16 protein-coding genes and 4 tRNA genes are annotated in these 19,625 nt (G+C 36.2%); 1 reads left to right on the top strand and 19 read right to left on the bottom strand.

Annotation, left to right across the window (positions count from 1 at the left end):
• Positions 1–160: 160 nt before the first annotated feature.
• The 19 genes from OLM58_RS12530 to OLM58_RS12440 form a co-directional block, all read right to left on the bottom strand.
• Positions 161–472 carry a DUF3467 domain-containing protein gene (locus tag OLM58_RS12530; protein ID WP_017496730.1) on the bottom strand — a complete coding sequence of 104 codons (312 nt, stop codon included), beginning with the start codon at positions 470–472 and terminating at the stop codon, positions 161–163.
• Positions 473–484: 12 nt separating this feature from the next.
• A complete protein-coding gene (gene rpoC, locus OLM58_RS12525; RefSeq protein WP_264529162.1) occupies positions 485–4,792 on the bottom strand; it encodes a DNA-directed RNA polymerase subunit beta' in 4,308 nt (1,435 codons plus the stop codon).
• 320 nt (positions 4,793–5,112) lie between these two features.
• Positions 5,113–8,925 carry a DNA-directed RNA polymerase subunit beta gene (gene rpoB / locus OLM58_RS12520; RefSeq protein WP_017496728.1) on the bottom strand — a complete coding sequence of 1,271 codons (3,813 nt, stop codon included), beginning with the start codon at positions 8,923–8,925 and terminating at the stop codon, positions 5,113–5,115.
• A 264-nt stretch (positions 8,926–9,189) separates the two neighbouring features.
• Entirely contained in the window at positions 9,190–9,561 is a 372-nt protein-coding gene (gene rplL / locus OLM58_RS12515; protein ID WP_007807437.1) for a 50S ribosomal protein L7/L12, read from the bottom strand.
• 92 nt (positions 9,562–9,653) lie between these two features.
• Positions 9,654–10,157, bottom strand: coding sequence for a 50S ribosomal protein L10 (gene rplJ / locus OLM58_RS12510; RefSeq protein ID WP_017496726.1), 504 nt, complete (start codon positions 10,155–10,157; stop codon positions 9,654–9,656).
• Between the two features lie 22 nt (positions 10,158–10,179).
• Positions 10,180–10,869 (bottom strand): 50S ribosomal protein L1, encoded by a 690-nt coding sequence (gene rplA / locus OLM58_RS12505; RefSeq protein ID WP_017496725.1) that lies wholly within the window; start codon positions 10,867–10,869, stop codon positions 10,180–10,182.
• A 13-nt stretch (positions 10,870–10,882) separates the two neighbouring features.
• Positions 10,883–11,320: a 50S ribosomal protein L11 gene (rplK, locus tag OLM58_RS12500; RefSeq protein ID WP_008466923.1), complete on the bottom strand. Its 438-nt coding sequence runs from the start codon at positions 11,318–11,320 to the stop codon at positions 10,883–10,885.
• 67 nt (positions 11,321–11,387) lie between these two features.
• The gene (gene nusG / locus OLM58_RS12495) at positions 11,388–11,939 is read right to left on the bottom strand and encodes a transcription termination/antitermination protein NusG (RefSeq protein WP_017496724.1); all 552 of its coding nucleotides are present in this window, start codon (positions 11,937–11,939) and stop codon (positions 11,388–11,390) included.
• Between the two features lie 11 nt (positions 11,940–11,950).
• Entirely contained in the window at positions 11,951–12,148 is a 198-nt protein-coding gene (secE, locus tag OLM58_RS12490; protein WP_008466927.1) for a preprotein translocase subunit SecE, read from the bottom strand.
• A 19-nt stretch (positions 12,149–12,167) separates the two neighbouring features.
• Positions 12,168–12,238, bottom strand: a tRNA-Trp gene (locus tag OLM58_RS12485).
• 61 nt (positions 12,239–12,299) lie between these two features.
• The gene (tuf, locus tag OLM58_RS12480) at positions 12,300–13,487 is read right to left on the bottom strand and encodes an elongation factor Tu (protein ID WP_017496723.1); all 1,188 of its coding nucleotides are present in this window, start codon (positions 13,485–13,487) and stop codon (positions 12,300–12,302) included.
• A gap of 55 nt (positions 13,488–13,542) precedes the next feature.
• Positions 13,543–13,614 (bottom strand) — tRNA-Thr (locus OLM58_RS12475).
• A gap of 84 nt (positions 13,615–13,698) precedes the next feature.
• Positions 13,699–13,779 (bottom strand) — tRNA-Tyr (locus tag OLM58_RS12470).
• 122 nt (positions 13,780–13,901) lie between these two features.
• Positions 13,902–13,975 (bottom strand) — tRNA-Thr (locus OLM58_RS12465).
• Between the two features lie 91 nt (positions 13,976–14,066).
• The gene (hpf, locus tag OLM58_RS12460; RefSeq protein ID WP_017496722.1) at positions 14,067–14,369 is read right to left on the bottom strand and encodes a ribosome hibernation-promoting factor, HPF/YfiA family; all 303 of its coding nucleotides are present in this window, start codon (positions 14,367–14,369) and stop codon (positions 14,067–14,069) included.
• Between the two features lie 31 nt (positions 14,370–14,400).
• Complete coding sequence (locus OLM58_RS12455; RefSeq protein ID WP_264529161.1) at positions 14,401–15,297, bottom strand: tyrosine-type recombinase/integrase; 897 nt, start codon at positions 15,295–15,297, stop codon at positions 14,401–14,403.
• 140 nt (positions 15,298–15,437) lie between these two features.
• Complete coding sequence (gene rpsU, locus OLM58_RS12450; RefSeq protein ID WP_070905495.1) at positions 15,438–15,632, bottom strand: 30S ribosomal protein S21; 195 nt, start codon at positions 15,630–15,632, stop codon at positions 15,438–15,440.
• 180 nt (positions 15,633–15,812) lie between these two features.
• Positions 15,813–16,955 (bottom strand): acyl-CoA dehydrogenase family protein, encoded by a 1,143-nt coding sequence (locus OLM58_RS12445; protein ID WP_017496719.1) that lies wholly within the window; start codon positions 16,953–16,955, stop codon positions 15,813–15,815.
• A 17-nt stretch (positions 16,956–16,972) separates the two neighbouring features.
• Positions 16,973–17,860: a ComEA family DNA-binding protein gene (locus OLM58_RS12440; protein ID WP_264529160.1), complete on the bottom strand. Its 888-nt coding sequence runs from the start codon at positions 17,858–17,860 to the stop codon at positions 16,973–16,975.
• A gap of 274 nt (positions 17,861–18,134) precedes the next feature.
• Between OLM58_RS12440 and OLM58_RS12435 the strand changes: the two genes are divergently transcribed.
• Positions 18,135–19,604, top strand: a complete 1,470-nt coding sequence (locus tag OLM58_RS12435) for an APC family permease (protein ID WP_264529159.1) — start codon at positions 18,135–18,137, stop codon at positions 19,602–19,604.
• Positions 19,605–19,625 lie beyond the last annotated feature (21 nt).

Here is a 19,625-nt window from a genome sequence, read left to right as displayed (position 1 = left end):
TATAAAATCAGCCGTAACAAAATGAACTCTTAAATAAAGAGCTGAAATCGTTAATAAAGGAGTAACTTCTATCAACTCCCAACATTTTGTACTGAACCAAAATTTGCCTTAAAAATTTGTTTTTCCATAAAAAAAGCCCCATTACTGGGGCTTTTAAAGTTTATGCTTGTCCCGCAGGACCAAAATTAAGCGGTATTGGAGCTTGTTCTGTCTCTTTGATTTCGCCATGAGCGACTTCAAAACGATGAATATTTTCACCAATTGCTTTTAATAATCTTTTAGCATGTTGTGGCGTCAAGACAATTCTTGACTTTACTTTGGCTTTAGGAATACCAGGCATAATACTCACAAAATCTAAAACAAATTCTGATGATGAGTGATTGATAATCGCCAGATTAGAATAAATTCCTTCTGCAATAGTTTCATCTAACTCGATATTAATCTGTTCTTGTTGTTGGTTCGGATTACTCATAGGTTCCTAATATTAATAAATATATTCTTCTTTATTAGCCATCATTTCATTGTAATCGTCTTTAGATCCTACGATAGTGTTATCGTATTCTCTCATACCAGTTCCCGCAGGAATTCTGTGTCCAACAATTACATTTTCTTTCAATCCTTCTAAATCATCTACTTTACCAGCTACAGCAGCTTCGTTAAGTACTTTCGTTGTCTCCTGGAATGAAGCCGCAGAAATGAATGATTTAGTTTGTAGCGAAGCTCTTGTAATACCTTGTAAAACTGGCGTTGCAGTTGCAGTGATTACATCTCTGGCTACAACCAGATTTTTATCATTTCGTTTCAACAATGAGTTTTCATCACGTAATTCACGAGGAGTAATGATCTGACCTGGTTTCAATACCGCAGAATCACCAGCATCTTCAACTACTTTCATACCGTATAATTTATCGTTTTGAACGATGAAATCTTTAGTGTGAATTAATTGATCCTCTAAGAATAAAGTATCACCCGGATCCTGAACTCTTACTTTACGCATCATTTGACGAATAACTACCTCAAAGTGCTTGTCATTAATTTTTACCCCTTGAAGACGGTATACCTCTTGAATTTCATTTACCAAGTACTGTTGAACAGCAGCTGGTCCTTGAATTCTTAAAATATCATCTGGTGTAATTGCACCGTCAGACAATGGTACTCCTGCTCTTACGAAGTCATTTTCCTGAACTAAGATCTGGCTTGAAAGTTTAACTAAATACTTTTTAATCTCACCAAATTTAGATTCGATAACGATCTCACGGTTACCTCTTTTGATTTTACCGAAAGAAACAACACCGTCGATTTCAGAAACAACTGCCGGGTTTGAAGGGTTACGAGCCTCAAGCAACTCGGTAATTCTTGGAAGACCTCCTGTAATATCGCCCGCTTTAGAAGAACGACGAGGGATTTTCACTAATACTTTACCTGCTTTAATTTTCTCACCATTCTCAACCATTAAGTGTGCACCTACCGGTAAGTTGTACGAACGAATCAATTCACCTTCTTTACCGTAAACCAATAAAGTTGGGATTAATTTTTTGTTTCTCGCCTCAGAAATTACTTTCTCCTGGAATCCAGTTTGCTCATCAATTTCAACCATGTACGATTGTCCTTGCTCTAAATCTTCGTAAGCAATTTTACCAGTAAATTCAGAAACAATTACACCGTTATATGGATCCCACTTACAGATTACAGTTCCTTTAGCTACAGCTTCACCATCTTGAACAAAGATACTAGAACCGTAAGGAATATTATGTGTATTTAAAACGATTCCAGTTTTCTCATCAACTAATTTTAATTCAGTTGAACGTGATACTACGATATCTACCGCATTACCTTCGCTGTCCTCACCTTTAACAGTTTTTAAATCTTCAATCTCAAGTCTACCTGCAAATCTTGTAACAATACTAGACTCCTCAGAGATACCTCCTGCAACCCCTCCAACGTGGAACGTACGAAGTGTTAACTGTGTACCAGGCTCTCCAATAGACTGAGCTGCAATAACTCCGACAGCTTCACCTCTTTGTGTCATTTTACCGGTAGCTAAGTTTCTACCGTAACATTTAGCACAAATACCTTTTAAAGCCTCACAAGTTAATGGAGATCTAACTTCTACTCTTTCAATAGGAGAAGCTTCGATAGTCTTCATAATAGCCTCCGTAATCTGGTGACCTGATTGAACTAATACTTCATTAGTTAAAGGATTAATAACATCTTGCAATGCAACACGTCCTAAAATTCTTTCTCCTAATGATTCAACGATTTCCTCATTTTTCTTCAATGCAGAAACTTCAACACCTCTTAAAGTTCCACAATCCTCGATGTTAACAATAACATCCTGAGAAACGTCATGAAGCCTTCTTGTTAAGTAACCAGCATCCGCCGTTTTAAGAGCGGTATCCGCAAGACCTTTACGAGCACCGTGAGTAGAAATGAAGTACTCAAGAATCGAAAGACCTTCCTTAAAGTTAGAAAGAATCGGATTTTCAATAATCTCACCACCACCGGCAGTAGATTTTTTAGGCTTAGCCATCAAACCACGCATACCTGTTAACTGACGAATCTGCTCCTTAGAACCCCTCGCCCCAGAGTCAAGCATCATATATACAGAGTTGAAACCTTGTTGGTCTTCTCTAATATTTTTCATTGCTAACTCTGTTAACTGAGCATTCGCAGAAGTCCATACGTCAATAACCTGGTTGTAACGCTCGTTATTGGTAATAAGACCCATGTTATAGTTAGTTGAGATACCCTCAACTTGCTCTCTGGCATCTGCAATTAACTTCGTTTTTTGTTCTGGGATTCTAATATCACCTAAAGAGAATGATAAACCTCCTCTAAATGCAAATTTATAACCCATATCTTTCATATTATCCAAGAAAGCTGCCGTTGTAGGTACATCAGTCACACTTAAAATGTGTCCGATAATATCTCTAAGGTTTTTCTTAGTTAATACGTCGTTGATATATCCGGCTGCCTCAGGTACTACTTCATTAAATAATACACGTCCAGCAGTTGTTTGAATAATTTGGAACACTAATTCTCCGGCGTCATTAAAATCTTTAGCTCTAATTTTCACACGAGCATTCAATTCTAATCTTCCTTCGTTTAATGCAATATTTACTTCTTCAGCAGAATAGAAAGTCAAATCCTGACCGATAATTTTGTGATCTTCTGTAGAAATACGCTCTTTGGTCATATAGTATAGACCCAAGACCATGTCCTGAGAAGGTACAGTAATTGGAGCACCATTTGCAGGGTTAAGGATATTGTGAGAAGCCAACATTAATAATTGTGCCTCTAAAATAGCCTCTGGTCCTAATGGTAAGTGAACCGCCATCTGGTCACCATCAAAATCCGCGTTAAACGCCGTACATACTAATGGGTGTAACTGGATCGCTTTTCCTTCAATTAATTTTGGCTGGAATGCCTGGATACCTAATCTGTGCAAAGTAGGAGCACGGTTTAGTAATACCGGGTGTCCTTTAATTACGTTTTCAAGGATATCCCAAACTACCGGCTCTTTTTTATCGATTATTTTCTTAGCAGATTTTACTGTTTTTACAATACCTCTTTCGATCAATTTACGGATAACGAAAGGTTTGTATAATTCAGAAGCCATATCTTTTGGCAATCCGCATTCGTATAATTTTAACTCAGGACCAACGACGATTACCGAACGAGCAGAATAATCCACACGTTTTCCTAAAAGGTTTTGACGGAAACGTCCTTGTTTACCTTTTAAAGAGTCAGATAATGATTTTAATGGTCTGTTTGATTCTGTTTTAACAGCAGATGCTTTACGAGTGTTATCAAATAATGAATCTACAGATTCCTGTAACATACGTTTCTCGTTTCTTAAGATCACTTCTGGAGCTTTAATCTCCATTAATCTTTTCAAACGGTTGTTACGGATGATTACACGACGATATAAATCGTTCAAATCTGAAGTTGCAAAACGACCTCCATCAAGTGGCACAAGCGGACGTAATTCCGGCGGAATAACTGGAACCACTTTCATGATCATCCATTCCGGACGGTTTTCACGGTTTTCGTTAGACTCACGGAAAGATTCCACAACTTGTAATCTTTTTAAAGCCTCCGTTTTTCTTTGTTTAGAAGTCTCGTTGTTAGCGCTGTGTCTTAATTCATAAGATAAAGCATCCAGGTCAATACGAGCTAATAAATCCATGATACATTCCGCTCCCATTTTAGCAACGAATTTGTTTGGATCTAAATCATCTAAATATTGATTCTCTTGTGGAAGAGTATCTAAAATGTTTAAGTATTCTTCTTCAGTTAAGAAATCTAATCTTTGTAAAGATTCTCCATCTGCATTTTTAGCAATACCAGCTTGAATTACTACGTATCTTTCGTAGTAAATGATCATATCTAATTTTTTAGATGGAAGACCAAGGATATAACCAATTTTGTTTGGAAGAGAACGGAAATACCAGATGTGAGCAATTGGCACAACAAGATTGATGTGTCCTACTCTGTCACGACGTACTTTTTTCTCTGTAACTTCAACACCACAACGGTCGCAGATGATACCTTTGTAACGAATTCTTTTATACTTACCACAAGCACATTCGAAATCTTTTACTGGTCCGAAGATTCTTTCGCAGAAAAGTCCGTCACGCTCTGGTTTGTGAGTTCTGTAGTTAATTGTTTCTGGCTTTAAAACCTCTCCTCTTGATTCTTTCAGGATAGATTCTGGTGAAGCCAATCCAATAGAAATTTTGTTAAATCTTTTTACCGGATTTTTGTCTTTATTGTTTCTGTTATTCATCATAGTTTTTACTATTGATTTATTTTGCAATTAAAAAATTGATTCTTAGTCTAGTCTAAAGTCAAACGTCATAAAGTTTTAAAGTCAGGAACGACTTTAGACTTTGGACTTTCAAACTTTTGACTTAAAACACTACCTCGGGTTACTTCTCTAAACTTCAAAATTTAATTTGAAGCGCTAGTTATAGAATGCCTAGCATTACTATAAAAAATCGGAACGGGTTACGGGTATAAATCTTTAAAAACTTCTAACATTTAGTAAACAGCTAAAGTCCCAGAATTCAGTGTTAAACTGAATACTGAGACCGTAACTGAAAACATTTATTATTCTTCCAAACGAAGATCTAAACCTAGACCTTTCAATTCGTGCATTAATACATTGAACGATTCTGGTAAACCTGGTTCTGGCATAGTTTCACCCTTAACGATAGCCTCGTAAGTTTTAGCTCTACCAATAACGTCATCAGACTTAACAGTTAAGATTTCACGTAGTGTACTAGAAGCTCCATAAGCCTCAAGTGCCCAAACCTCCATCTCTCCGAAACGCTGACCTCCAAATTGAGCTTTACCTCCAAGTGGCTGTTGCGTAATCAATGAGTATGGTCCGATAGAACGTGCGTGCATCTTATCATCAACCATGTGTCCTAATTTAAGCATGTAAATTACACCCACAGTCGCTTTTTGTGCAAAACGCTCTCCAGTTCCACCATCATAAAGGTAAGTATGTCCGAAACGTGGTACGTTAGCCTCATCAGTCAAAGCATTGATTTGATCTAAAGAAGCACCGTCAAAAATTGGAGTAGCAAATTTTCTACCCAAGTTCATACCGGCCCATCCAAGAACAGTCTCATAAATCTGACCAATGTTCATACGAGAAGGTACCCCAAGTGGATTCAATACGATATCTACCGGTGTTCCGTCTTCTAAGAATGGCATATCCTCATGACGAACGATTCTTGCAACAATACCTTTGTTACCGTGACGTCCCGCCATTTTATCACCTACTTTTAACTTACGTTTTTTAGCGATATAGATTTTAGCCAATTTCAAGATTCCAGATGGCAATTCATCTCCAACTGTAATGGTGAATTTCTCTCTTCTTAAAGATCCTTGTAAGTCGTTCAGCTTAATTTTATAGTTATGAATTAAATCATTAACCATTTTATTTGTAGCGTCATCAGCAACCCATTGACCTTTGCTTAAGTGAGCAAAATCCTCTACTGCGTAAAGCATTTTTTGAGTATATTTTTTACCTTTTGGTAAAACTTCTTCACCCAAATCGTTCATTACACCCTGAGATGTTTTTCCATTAACGATCAGGAATAATTTCTCTACTAATCTGTCTTTTAATTCAACAAATTTAGTTTCGAATTCCATTTCTAAAGCGCCTAAAGCATCTTTATCCTGAGTACGTTTACGTTTATCTTTAACGGCTCTTGCAAATAATTTTTTGTCAAGAACTACACCATGTAAAGATGGAGAAGCTTTCAATGAAGCATCTTTTACATCACCTGCTTTATCCCCGAAGATTGCACGAAGCAATTTCTCTTCCGGAGTAGGATCTGATTCTCCTTTTGGTGTAATTTTTCCGATCAAAATGTCGCCAGGCTTAACCTCTGCTCCAATTCTGATCATACCGTTTTCATCTAAATCTTTAGTAGCTTCTTCCGAAACGTTAGGAATATCGTTTGTTAACTCTTCGTTTCCTAACTTAGTATCTCTAACCTCTAATGAATAATCATCAACGTGGATAGAAGTAAAAATATCATCACGAACTACTTTTTCAGAAATTACAATCGCATCCTCAAAGTTATACCCTTTCCATGGCATGAACGCAACTTTTAAGTTTCTACCTAAAGCTAATTCACCATTTTGAGTAGCATATCCTTCTGATAATACTTGTCCAAGAACAACTCTGTCACCTTTTCTTACGATTGGTTTCAGGTTAATACTTGTTCCCTGATTGGTTTTTCTAAATTTAATTAAGTTGTATGTTTTCTCATCAGCATCAAAACTAACCATTCTTTCATCTTCAGTACGGTCGTATTTAATAGTAATGATATTTGCATCAACATATTCTACAGTTCCATCTCCTTCAGCATTAATTAATACTCTAGAATCTGAAGCTACCTGACGCTCTAAACCTGTACCAACGATTGGTGCTTCCGGACGGATCAAAGGAACCGCCTGACGCATCATGTTAGATCCCATCAACGCACGGTTCGCATCATCATGTTCCAAGAAAGGAATTAACGAAGCCGAAATCGAAGCAATCTGGTTAGGTGCAACGTCTGTATAATGTACAACTGAAGGTTCAACAACCGGGAAGTCACCCTCCTCACGAGCAATAACATTAGTTGCCGTAATTTTACCAGTCTCATCCATTTCAATGTTTGCCTGAGCAATCATTTTTCCTTCTTCTTCTTCAGCGCTTAAGTAAATTGGAGTACTTTCTAAATCAACTACACCATTAGTTACTTTACGGTATGGAGTTTCGATGAATCCCATTCCGTTTACTTTTGCATAAACTCCAAGAGATGAAATCAAACCAATGTTTGGTCCCTCAGGAGTTTCAATCGGACATAAACGACCATAGTGTGTATAGTGAACGTCACGAACCTCGAAACCAGCTCTTTCTCTCGAAAGTCCACCTGGTCCAAGTGCAGAAAGTCTTCTCTTGTGTGTAATCTCAGCTAATGGATTCGTTTGATCCATAAATTGAGACAACTGGTTTGTACCAAAGAAAGAGTTGATAACTGATGATAATGTTTTAGCATTGATCAAATCAATTGGTGTAAACACCTCGTTATCTCTAACGTTCATTCTCTCACGAATAGTTCTCGCCATACGTGCTAAACCAACACCGAATTGCTGAGACAATTGTTCTCCAACTGTTCTAACACGACGGTTTGATAAGTGATCAATATCATCAATCTCAGCTTTTGAGTTGATCAATTCGATCAAATATTTCACGATTGTAATGATATCTTCTTTGGTAAGCACTTGCTTGTCCATAGGGATATCTAAATCTAACTTTTTGTTCATTCTGTAACGACCAACTTCACCTAAGTTATAACGTTGATCAGAGAAGAACAATTTATCAATAATACCACGAGCAGTTTCTTCATCAGGCGGTTCTGCATTACGCAATTGTCTGTAGATATGCTCAACAGCTTCTTTTTCAGAGTTTGTTGGATCTTTTTGTAACGTGTTGTGGATAATAGCATAATCTGCTTGGTTATTATCCTCTTTGTGTAACAAAATAGATTTAACGTTAGAATCGATGATCTCTTCCACATTATCTTTGTCGATAATCGTATCACGATCAAGGATGATTTCGTTACGTTCGATAGAAACTACCTCTCCGGTATCTTCATCAACGAAATCCTCGTGCCAAGTGTTCAATACACGCGCAGCAAGTCTTCTTCCAATATACTTTTTGATACCTGTTTTAGAAACTTTAATTTCTTCAGCTAAGTCGAAAATTTCAAGGATGTCCTTATCTCTTTCGAAACCAATAGCACGGAATAAAGTGGTTACCGGTAATTTTTTCTTTCTATCGATATACGCGTACATAACGCTGTTAATATCTGTAGAAAATTCTATCCAGGATCCTTTAAAAGGAATTACTCTGGCAGAATATAATTTTGTTCCATTTGCGTGGAATGATTGTCCAAAGAAAACACCAGGAGAACGGTGTAGCTGAGATACTACTACACGCTCGGCACCATTAATTACAAAGGTACCACTTGGAGTCATGTAAGGAATTGTTCCAAGATAAACATCTTGTACAATAGTTTCAAAATCTTCGTGTTCTGGGTCTGTACAGTATAGTTTTAACCTGGCTTTTAAAGGCACACTATAAGTAAGTCCTCTCTCTATACATTCTTGAATTGTATAACGTGGTGGGTCTACAAAATAATCCAGGAACTCCAATACAAAGTTGTTTCTTGTATCTGTAATTGGAAAGTTTTCCATGAAGGTGTTGTATAGACCTTCGTTGCCTCTTTCGTCAGATTTAGTTTCTAATTGAAAAAAATCTTTAAAAGATTTAACCTGAACATCTAGAAAATCTGGATAGTCAGGAATATTTTTTGTAGAGGCAAAATTCAATCTTTCAGTCTGATTTGTTATCATCAATGAACAAAATTTTGATTAAAAAAAAGTAGTTTTTTGTGTAAAACACATTGTTTAGTTTATACTTTCTTTTTAGAATCAATACATCTTTAAAAATAAACCGGATAAACCAAGCGCCATTTTTTTTCTTCGTATTGATCAAAAACTCTTCCGTATTTTAAACTATTTGATAATAAAATTTAATGTATTTTATTATACGAAAAATGGTTTAGGCCTTTGAGTGTTAACTCAGGACCTAAACCTAGTTCTTAAAACTGAGTTAAATTATTTAAGCTCAACTACAGCTCCAGCTTCTTCTAATGATTTTTTAAGACCTTCAGCCTCTTCTTTAGAAACACCTTCTTTAACGTTACTTGGAGCACCGTCAACTACATCTTTAGCTTCTTTAAGACCTAAACCTGTAAGTTCTTTTACTAATTTCACAACTGCTAATTTAGAAGCTCCAGCTTCTTTTAATACAACTGTAAATTCAGTTTGTGCTTCTTCAGCAGCACCTTCTCCACCACCAGCAGCAACTACTACAGCTGCAGCAGCAGGCTCGATACCATACTCGTCTTTTAATATTGTTGCTAATTCGTTAACTTCTTTAACTGTTAAGTTAACTAATTGTTCTGCGAATTGTTTCAAATCTGCCATTTTTTCTATCGTTTAAAATGATTTGTAAAATTATATTTTGTTTATTGTGCGCTATTTAAGCAGCAAGGAGAATAAACTCCCTGCGATAATTATTATGCTTCAGTTTCTTCTTCGCTACCTGCGAATTTGTTTTGTAAAGCAGAAATAATTCTTTGAGCTGGTGATTGTAATAATCCGATAAGTTCTCCAAGAAGTTCTTCTTTAGACTTAATAGTTGCTAATGCATCTAATTGATTATCTCCTATGTAAATTTCATTATTAATGAAAGCACCTTTTAAAACTGGTTTATCAGATTTCTTACGGAAATCTTTGATAATTTTTCCAGGAGCATTAGCTACATCAGAAATAAATATAGCACTGTTACCAGTTAAAACTGTTGGCAAATCACCATAATCATTAGCAGAAGCTTCCATTGCTTTTGCAAGCAAAGTGTTCTTTACAACTTCTAATTTGATTCCAGCTTTAAAACAAGCTCTACGTAAATTTGAAGTTGTCTCTGCGTTTAAACCAGAAATATCAGATACATAAATGATATTTGTACCAGCTAACTGCGCAGTTAAATTTTCAATCGCGATTGATTTTTCTTCTCTAGTCATACTAAAAATTTTTAACTACCAATTATACTGCTTTTGGGTCTAATGCAATAGCAGGACTCATAGTGCTTGTAAGGTGAATACCTTTAATGTAGGTACCTTTAGCAGCAGTTGGTTTAAGTTTTATTAATGTTTGAATAATTTCGTGTGCGTTGTCAACAATTTGCTCAGCTCCAAAAGAAACTTTACCAATTCCTGCGTGAACGATACCAGTTTTATCAACTTTAAAGTCAATTTTACCAGCTTTAACCTCTGCAACAGCTTTTGCAACATCCATAGTTACAGTACCTGTTTTAGGGTTTGGCATTAAACCTCTAGGTCCTAAAATACGACCTAATGGACCTAATTTACCCATAACAGCTGGCATAGTGATGATTACATCAACATCTGTCCAACCGTCTTTAATTTTTTGTAAATAGTCATCAAGACCAACATAGTCTGCACCAGCTTCTTTAGCTTCCGCTTCTTTATCTGGAGTAACTAATGCTAATACTTTAACATCTTTACCTGTTCCGTGAGGCAATGTAACCACACCTCTTACCATTTGATTCGCTTTTCTAGGATCTACACCCAAACGAACTGCGATATCAACAGACTCATCAAATTTTGCAGAAGCAACAACTTTCAATAATGCCGCAGCATCTTTTAGAGAGTATAATTTGTTCTTTTCAATTTTTGAAGCAGCCTCTTTTTGCTTTTTTGTTAATTTTGCCATGTCTTTTTCTTAATTAAAAAGGAGCATCTCCTGATACAGTTATACCCATAGATCTAGCTGTTCCAGCAACCATACTCATAGCTTTCTCAATTGTGAAAGCGTTTAAGTCCGGCATTTTGTCTTCAGCAATAGTTCTAATTTGTTCCCAAGTAACGCTAGCTACTTTTTTACGATTAGGCTCACCAGAACCAGATTTTAGCTTTGCAGCTTCCATTAACTGAACTGCTGCTGGAGGAGTCTTAACGACAAAATCAAATGATTTGTCTTTATACACAGTGATTTGCACTGGGCAAATTTTGCCAGGTTTATCCTGAGTTCTAGCATTAAATTGCTTACAGAACTCCATGATGTTAACCCCAGCAGCTCCTAAAGCAGGTCCAACCGGTGGCGACGGGTTCGCAGCACCTCCCTTAACTTGTAGTTTAACTACCTTACTAATTTCTTTAGCCATTTTTAAAAAATTTATCACTGTAATCAATGGAAGCGATTACAATGGTTTATTATAGTGTAACAAAAAATTATACTTTTTCAACTTGCATAAAGCTCAATTCTAATGGAGTTTTTCTTCCGAAAATCTTAACCATAACTTCAAGTTTACGCTTTTCTTCATTGATTTTTTCAACCGAACCGTTAAAGCCGTTAAAAGGACCATCGATCACTTTTACCGTTTCACCCAGGCTGAAAGGAATAGCACGAGTATCTGTATTAACAGCCAACTCATCCACTTTACCTAACATTCTATTTACTTCAGAAAGTCTCAAAGGAACCGGTTCCCCGCCTTTGATCTCACCTAAAAACCCAATTACACTAGTAATTGACTTAATAATATGAGGTATCTCACCAACTAAATTGGCTTCGATCATAACATATCCAGGGAAATAAACTTTATCCTTAGACATTTTCTTTCCTTCTTTTACAGTAACTACTTTTTCTGTAGGTACTAAAACTTGGGAAACATAATCGCCCATACCTAATCTGGCAATCTCGGTTTCGATGTAAGCTTTGACTTTATTTTCTTGCCCGCTTACAGCTCTAACCACATACCATTTTTTCACATTATTATCTGCCATCACAAAAAAAATTATCCTTTTAACCAGTTAAAAAATCCAGCCAAAGCTTTTGCAAAAAATTCGTCTACTCCCCATGTTGCCAAAGCGAACAGAATCGAAAATACAGCCACAACAATTGTCAATTTTTGAACCTCAGCCCAAGCTGGCCAAGTAACATTTGACTTTAACTCTTCGAAAGCCTCTGATAAATAATTAGTAACTTTTGTCATTTGATATATTTTTTTATTGCACGGGCGGAGGGATTCGAACCCCCATCAACGGTTTTGGAGACCGCTATTCTACCCTTGAACTACGCCCGTAATTAAAAGCCAGTGATTTCAATTAAGAAAATCAGCTGGCTTTTTTTTATTTTTTATAGGATTATCCTACGATTTCAGTTACCTGACCTGCTCCTACAGTTCTACCACCTTCACGGATAGCGAAACGTAAACCAACACTCATAGCGATTGGGCTTAATAAAGCAACATTGATAGTCAAGTTATCTCCTGGCATTACCATCTCTACTCCTTCTGGTAAAGTAATAACTCCTGTTACGTCAGTTGTACGTACGTAGAACTGTGGACGGTAGTTATTATGGAATGGAGTATGACGTCCACCTTCTTCTTTTTTCAAGATATAAACCTCTGCTTTGAAAGTAGCGTGTGGTTTTACTGATCCCGGCTTAATGATAACCATTCCTCTTTTGATAGATTCTTTATCAATACCTCTTAACAATAAACCTACGTTATCTCCAGCTTCACCTCTGTCAAGGATTTTACGGAACATCTCAACTCCTGTAATAGTAGAAGTTAATTTATCAGCTCCCATACCAATGATTTCAACTGGATCTCCTGTATTAGCAATACCTGTTTCGATACGACCTGTAGCAACAGTTCCACGACCAGTAATTGTAAATACGTCTTCAACCGGCATCAAGAATGGTTTTGCTACGTCACGCACTGGCTCTTCGATCCAAGCATCAACAGCATCCATTAATTCAATGATTTTTGGTACCCAAGCAGGATCATTATTCAATCCTCCTAAAGCAGAACCTTGAACTACAGGACCATTATCTCCATCATATTCGTAGAAAGATAATAAATCTCTAATTTCCATTTCAACAAGCTCTAACAACTCAGCATCATCAACCATATCCACTTTGTTCATGAAAACAACGATTCTTGGAATACCAACCTGACGACCTAAAAGGATGTGCTCACGAGTTTGTGGCATTGGACCATCTGTAGCAGCAACTACTAAGATAGCTCCGTCCATTTGAGCTGCTCCAGTAACCATGTTCTTTACGTAATCCGCGTGACCTGGACAGTCAACGTGAGCGTAGTGACGGTTAGCTGTTTCATACTCTACGTGTGATGTATTAATAGTAATACCTCTTTCTTTCTCCTCTGGAGCGTTATCGATTTGATCAAACGATTTTGCTTGACAGTAACCAGCATCAGACAATACTTTTGTAATTGCTGCAGTTAATGTAGTTTTTCCGTGATCCACGTGTCCAATTGTACCTATGTTTAAGTGCGGTTTGGAACGATTAAAATTCTCCTTTGCCATTTTACTTAATTTTTAATCTTAGTTATATATTAATTTTCAATTTCCTACTTACTTGAGCCAACTACGGGAATTGAACCCGTGACCTCTTCCTTACCAAGGAAGCACTCTACCCCTGAGCTAAGTCGGCAGAGAGTTCTGACTTTTAGATTTAGATCTCCGATTTTAAAAATCCGAAACCGATAGCCCAAAACCTTAACTTCTTCTTTATTTGTGGGGAGAGCAGGATTCGAACCTGCGAAGTTCACACAGCAGATTTACAGTCTGCCCTCGTTGGCCGCTTGAGTATCTCCCCTTAATAATTTATGATTTCAGAATCCTGATTTTAGATCTAATCCAAAACTTCACCCTCCTAACCACAAACCTTTTTCAATAATTTTTAAGAACCAATTTCAAATCGCATTTGAAACATTTTTGAGCCGATAGAGGGACTCGAACCCACGACCTGCTGATTACAAATCAGCTGCTCTAGCCAGCTGAGCTACATCGGCAATTACATTAAAAAAGTCCGCTATTTCTAACGGACTGCAAATGTAGCTATTTTATCTTTGAATCAAAACATTTTTTGAAAAAAAATTTCAATTATATATGTGCTCTTATTTTTTCTTTCCTTTTAACAAGTAATCTTTCTAAAGATTCTGCCGAAAGCTCAACCGCCTCTTCAAATGTCTTACACTGCTTTTTAACCAAAAAATCATCCCCCGGTACATTAATCTTAATCTCTACTGCTTTATTCTCCTTATCACTTGTTCTTTCAACTTTTAAAAAAACATCCGCCGAAACAACACGATCATAATATTTCTCCAATTTATCCATTCTTTCCTGAATAAAATCTACCAATTTTCTGTCAACAGTAAAGTTAACTGCATGAACATCTACCTTCATAATACAAATTTTAGGGTTAAACATTTCAGAACTATTGTTTATTCCTAGGATGCGCATTTGCATACACTTTTTTAAGCTCCGCTAAACTATTGTGAGTATAAACCTGTGTAGACGCTAAACTCGAATGCCCCAATAATTCCTTAACTGAATTTAAATCTGCCCCGTTATTTAATAAATGAGTCGCAAAAGTATGCCGAAGCACATGCGGACTCTTTTTTACCTTTTCAGAGACTTTACTAAAGTAAGAATTTATTAATCGATACACAAAAGATTCACTCAATTTTAACCCTTTGCCTGAAATAAAAAAATAATCTTCATCTACTACCTTTTCAATCAAAGCCCTTTCCTGCAAATACAATTTCATCTGCCCCGCAATTATTGGCAATATCGGAACAATACGCTCTTTATTTCTCTTTCCCAAAACCTTCAACAAACCAGAAGACAAATCAACATCACGCTTCATTAAATGAATCAACTCAGCCCTCCTTATCCCGGTAGCATAAAACAAATCCACAATAAGCCTGTCACGAACCTCCTCGAACCCACAAGGATCACCAACTTCCAACAACAAATCAGTCAGCTCTTTTTCAGAAAAAGGAATCTGAACAATCTTAGGCGTTTTCAATGCTTTATGTTTCAACATCGGATTCACCTCAATTTGTTTTGTTTTCAAAAGAAACCGATAAAACGCTTTCAAAGACGACATTTTTCGATTAACAGAAACATTCGAAACTCCTTCATCCACTAAAAAAACAATCCAACTTCTAATTTGACCATAATTCACCCCCTCAATTCCCTCTTGCTCAAAATTAACTCTATTAAATTCCTTAAAAGAAAAAACATCATTCAAATAAGCCGTAACCGTATGAACCGAATACTTCTTCTCCAACTCCAGATAATCACGAAACGCCTCTATATTTGATTTCATAAAAACACAATTCTTACAACACCTATTAGCCCAATAAAAAGAAAAACAACCCTGCTTAAAATTAAACACAAAAAAACCGTTAGTATCAAAATTAATTCTTTTTGATAACTAACGGTAATTATTTTCTAAAAAAGCTACTACTAACTCTCTAAACTATCTTTCAATGTTTGGATGTAAGCCGCTTTTTGAATTTGAGCTCTTTTGATAACAGAAGGCTTAATAAAAGCAGTACGTGCTCTTAATTGACGAACAGTTCCTGTTTTATCAAATTTTCTTTTATAGCGCTTTAATGCTCTATCGATATTTTCTCCGTCTTTAATTGGTATAATTAACATAATATTGACACCTCCTCTCGTTAAGGCTGCAAAAGTATATATTAATTATGAATTATGAGTTATAAATTGTGATTTTTTTTTAGAAAATAGAATATAGAGTAAAGAATAAAGACTTCAGTACTATGTACCCTGCATTCTTTACTCTATACTCTTTGTTCTGTTCTCTTTACTCTATATTCCTTACTCTTTCAACAAATTTCTGGAAATAACTACTTTTTGAATTTCAGTTGTTCCTTCTCCAATCGTACACAATTTAGAATCTCTGTAAAATTTCTCTACCGGAAAATCTTTTGTATAACCGTAGCCTCCATGAATCTGAACCGCCTCGTTGGCAATTTTCACACAAGCTTCGGAAGCATACATCTTCGCCATAGCTCCTAATGTTGTAACCGGCTTATGCTGTTGTTTTAAATAAGCTGCTTTATGCAATAACAACTCCGAGGCTTCTATTTCGGTAGCCATATCTGCTAATTTGAAAGATATGCCTTGAAAATTGCTGATTGGCTGACCAAATTGGTATCTCTCTTTTGAATATTTCAAAGCTGCTTCATAAGCTCCTTTTGAAATTCCCAAAGATAAAGCTCCGATTGAAATTCGCCCACCGTCTAATATTTTCATCGCCTGAACAAATCCTTGTCCTACTTCTCCCAATCTGTTTGCATCCGGAACACGACAGCCGTCAAAAACCAACTCGGCAGTTTCACTGGCACGCATTCCTAATTTATTTTCTTTCTTTCCTGAGCTAAATCCTTTCATTCCTTTCTCCAAAACAAAAGCCGTCATTCCTTTTGAGTCTCCTTTTTCACCGGTACGAACAATTACTACTGCAATATCTCCGGAGATAGCATGTGTAATGAAATTTTTCGCGCCGTTTATAATCCATTCATCTCCCTCTTTAACTGCGGTCGTATTCATTCCACCCGCATCTGAACCGGTATTGTGCTCGGTTAGTCCCCAAGCTCCAATATGTTCCGCTGTTGCCAGTTTTGGCAGCCATTTTTTCTTTTGTTCTTCGTTACCGAAAGTCAAAATATGATTCGTGCATAATGAATTATGAGCTGCAACAGATAAACCAATTGAAGGATCGACTTTTGCAATCTCTTCTACAACGGTGATATATTCGTGGTACCCTAAACCGGAACCTCCATACTCTTCAGGAACCAAAACTCCCATAAACCCCATTTCTCCCAATTGCTTGAACAGGGAAACCGGAAAAATTTGAGATTCATCCCATTCCATGATATTTGGTCGGATATTTTTCTCAGCAAAATCTTTTATTGATTGCGCAATCATCAATTGCGTTTCATTATATTGAAAATCCATTGTAATTCTGTTTTTTTTTAGAACTCCAAATATAAACTAATTATTTTTGCTTTTTCAATAGGAAAACCTTTAATTTTTGACAAATCCTCAATATTATTAATATTTCCATTCATACTTCGATACGTTACAATTTCTTTAGCCAATGCATAACGGAAGTAAGGAAACTTTGCCAACTCTTTTAAAGAAGCTTCGTTTATGGAGATTTTTTTTAAAGAGGAAGGAATTACCACTTTAAAATGCGCTGTCAATTCTTTTACGACCTCTGATGAAAGCCCCCAAACCTCATTCATTTGTTCCATTGAAACAAAACCTCCCAAAACTTCTCTTTGCTTAAGTATCCTTAATGATAAAGCTTCCCCTATACCATATATCTTGACTAAATCTTCCTGACCAGCACTGTTAATATCCAGCACTATAATTTTCTCTTTTTTACAAACAGGTTCTTTTACAAACTCGATTCTTTTCATCTTATGACTTGATTTATTCTTAACCCAGTCCGGAAATTTAAAGAGTGGAGAAATCACTCTCAGTAAAGAATCTGAGATTTTTGTGACTTCCTGAAATTCTTTTGCTGAATTTACATATTTGTTCTCTTTTCGAAACGCCAACAAACGATCGATCTCCTGAACAGACATTCCTAATTTATACGCTTTGTAATCGGTAATGAAATTTGGATTAAAAGTATAGACCTTTCTTTTCTCTCCAGACTTTAAAAGCTTTAAAGAATCTATTTCGGATTGCAAAGCCATCCACTGCTTTTCTTCAGGATCAATCTTCTCCGAAATATCAAAATCAACGAGAAAGTAAACTGCCTGCAATACAGCTATAATAATAAAAAGCAAAAAAACTCCTTTACGCTGTTCTCGAGTAAACTTCAAAAGAACATCAAAACGCCTTAAATTCATTTTTAATAAAAATTTTCCTTCATTTTGTAAATTGCTAAAATAAGAAAAACTTAAAGCTTTATTAAGAAAATTAGCAAAAATGTTGCGTTTTAAAAAATTACATTTTTCATTATTTATGACTAATTAATTTAATGAATCTCAGCCCGGAAAGATTGATAAACGGAGGTTTTGTCAAAATATTTAATATTTTACAACTAAAAATGAGATAATTGTTTTTATTTTTTACAAAAAACGATACATTTGGAGCTTAGTAACAAATAAACCAATATAATATATGTCAATTTGGAGAGTTAAACCTATATCAGCCTTTGAGGCCGATATGAAAAAAAGTGATTTAAAAAGAGTTTTAGGAAAATGGAGCCTTACAGCCATTGGTGTTGGTGCCATTATTGGAGGAGGAATTTTTGTACTTACAGGTACCGGAGCCTATTACCACGCTGGTCCGGCCTTAGCTGTTTCCTTCATCATTGCAGGGATTGCCTGTGTTTTCGCAGCTCTTTGTTATTCTGAGTTTGCCTCTATTTTGCCTGTTGAAGGTTCTGCTTATGCTTACGCATATGGAACAATTGGAGAAATTTTCGCCTGGATTATCGGTTGGGGACTTATCCTCGAATATGCAATGGGATCGATGACCGTCGCCGTTTCCTGGTCCGGATATTTTAACAAATTGCTTAAAATGTTTCACATCCATTTGCCCGAATGGCTCACAACAGACCCTGCCAGTTACTCTGGAGAGGGTTTTTCTATGAATCTTCCGGCTTTTTTAATTGTTGTTTTGGTGATTTCTTTACTTATTAAAGGAACTAAAAGTGCTGCAAAAGCAAACAATTTCATTGTTATTCTTAAAGTTTCAGCTGTAATATTTGTAATTATCGCTGGTCTTTTCTTTATCAATACTGCAAACTGGAGTCCGTTTATTCCGGCAGCTACTCAAATTATTGAAAAAGAAACTACTCACAATGCTTACGGTATTGGAGGAATTGTTTCCGGTGCTGCTGCAATTTTCTTTGCTTATGTAGGTTTCGATGCTGTTTCGACTCAGGCCGGAGAAGCAGTAAACCCTAAAAAAGATGTTCCGTTTGCGATCATTGCTTCCTTATTAATTTGTACTACCTTATATATTCTTGTTTCTTTAGTACTAACAGGAATGATGAACTATAAAGATTTTAATCCACTAGGAAAATATCCTGATGCTATTAAAGCTCCTGTTGCGTATGCATTTGATATTGCCGGACAAGGATGGGCTGGTTTTATTATTACAATTGCTGCAACAATAGGTCTTGTTTCTGTATTAATGGTAATGATCATGGGGCAATCCAGAATTTTCCTTGGTATGTCGAAAGATGGATTAATTCCTGCTGTGTTTTCTAAAGTAAACCCGCTTTCAGGAACTCCAAAAACGAATCTAATCATCTTAGGTGGTATCATTGCTACAGTTGCTGCTTTTACACCTATTAATAAACTAGCCGATATGACGAGTTTTGGAACTTTGTTTGCCTTTACAATGGTTTGTATCGCCGTTTGGATTTTAAGGGTAAAACAACCTGGATTAACGAGAACTTTCAAGGTTCCTGCTTTACCAATCATTGCTGTTTTAGGTATCGCTATCAATACTTACTTAATGATCAATTTAAGCCATGATGCTCAACTACTTTCGCTTGGTTGGCTGGCAGTTGGTATTCTGGTTTATTTTGGATACAGTAAGAAGAGATCAAGACTTAACAATAACGAAATCGAAGAATAAAAAACTAAAAAAGCTCCAAAT

The sequence above is a fragment of the Flavobacterium sp. N502540 genome, from assembly GCF_025947365.1.
Taxonomy (GTDB): Bacteria; Bacteroidota; Bacteroidia; order Flavobacteriales; family Flavobacteriaceae; genus Flavobacterium.
This window is presented reverse-complemented; position numbering and strand designations above follow the sequence as displayed.

Coding starts and splice junctions, on each gene's coding strand:
- nusG (WP_017496724.1), bottom strand. CDS start 11,939: ATGGCAGATAATAATGTGAAAAAATGGTATGTGGTTAGAGCTGTAAGC.
- rplK (WP_008466923.1), bottom strand. CDS start 11,320: ATGGCTAAAGAAATTAGTAAGGTAGTTAAACTACAAGTTAAGGGAGGT.
- secE (WP_008466927.1), bottom strand. CDS start 12,148: ATGACAAAAGTTACTAATTATTTATCAGAGGCTTTCGAAGAGTTAAAG.
- OLM58_RS12435 (WP_264529159.1), top strand. CDS start 18,135: ATGTCAATTTGGAGAGTTAAACCTATATCAGCCTTTGAGGCCGATATG.
- rpoC (WP_264529162.1), bottom strand. CDS start 4,792: ATGATGAATAACAGAAACAATAAAGACAAAAATCCGGTAAAAAGATTT.
- rplJ (WP_017496726.1), bottom strand. CDS start 10,157: ATGACTAGAGAAGAAAAATCAATCGCGATTGAAAATTTAACTGCGCAG.
- hpf (WP_017496722.1), bottom strand. CDS start 14,369: ATGAAGGTAGATGTTCATGCAGTTAACTTTACTGTTGACAGAAAATTG.
- OLM58_RS12440 (WP_264529160.1), bottom strand. CDS start 17,860: ATGAATTTAAGGCGTTTTGATGTTCTTTTGAAGTTTACTCGAGAACAG.
- rpoB (WP_017496728.1), bottom strand. CDS start 8,925: ATGATAACAAATCAGACTGAAAGATTGAATTTTGCCTCTACAAAAAAT.
- rplL (WP_007807437.1), bottom strand. CDS start 9,561: ATGGCAGATTTGAAACAATTCGCAGAACAATTAGTTAACTTAACAGTT.
- OLM58_RS12530 (WP_017496730.1), bottom strand. CDS start 472: ATGAGTAATCCGAACCAACAACAAGAACAGATTAATATCGAGTTAGAT.
- OLM58_RS12445 (WP_017496719.1), bottom strand. CDS start 16,955: ATGGATTTTCAATATAATGAAACGCAATTGATGATTGCGCAATCAATA.
- tuf (WP_017496723.1), bottom strand. CDS start 13,487: ATGGCAAAGGAGAATTTTAATCGTTCCAAACCGCACTTAAACATAGGT.
- rpsU (WP_070905495.1), bottom strand. CDS start 15,632: ATGTTAATTATACCAATTAAAGACGGAGAAAATATCGATAGAGCATTA.
- OLM58_RS12455 (WP_264529161.1), bottom strand. CDS start 15,297: ATGAAATCAAATATAGAGGCGTTTCGTGATTATCTGGAGTTGGAGAAG.
- rplA (WP_017496725.1), bottom strand. CDS start 10,869: ATGGCAAAATTAACAAAAAAGCAAAAAGAGGCTGCTTCAAAAATTGAA.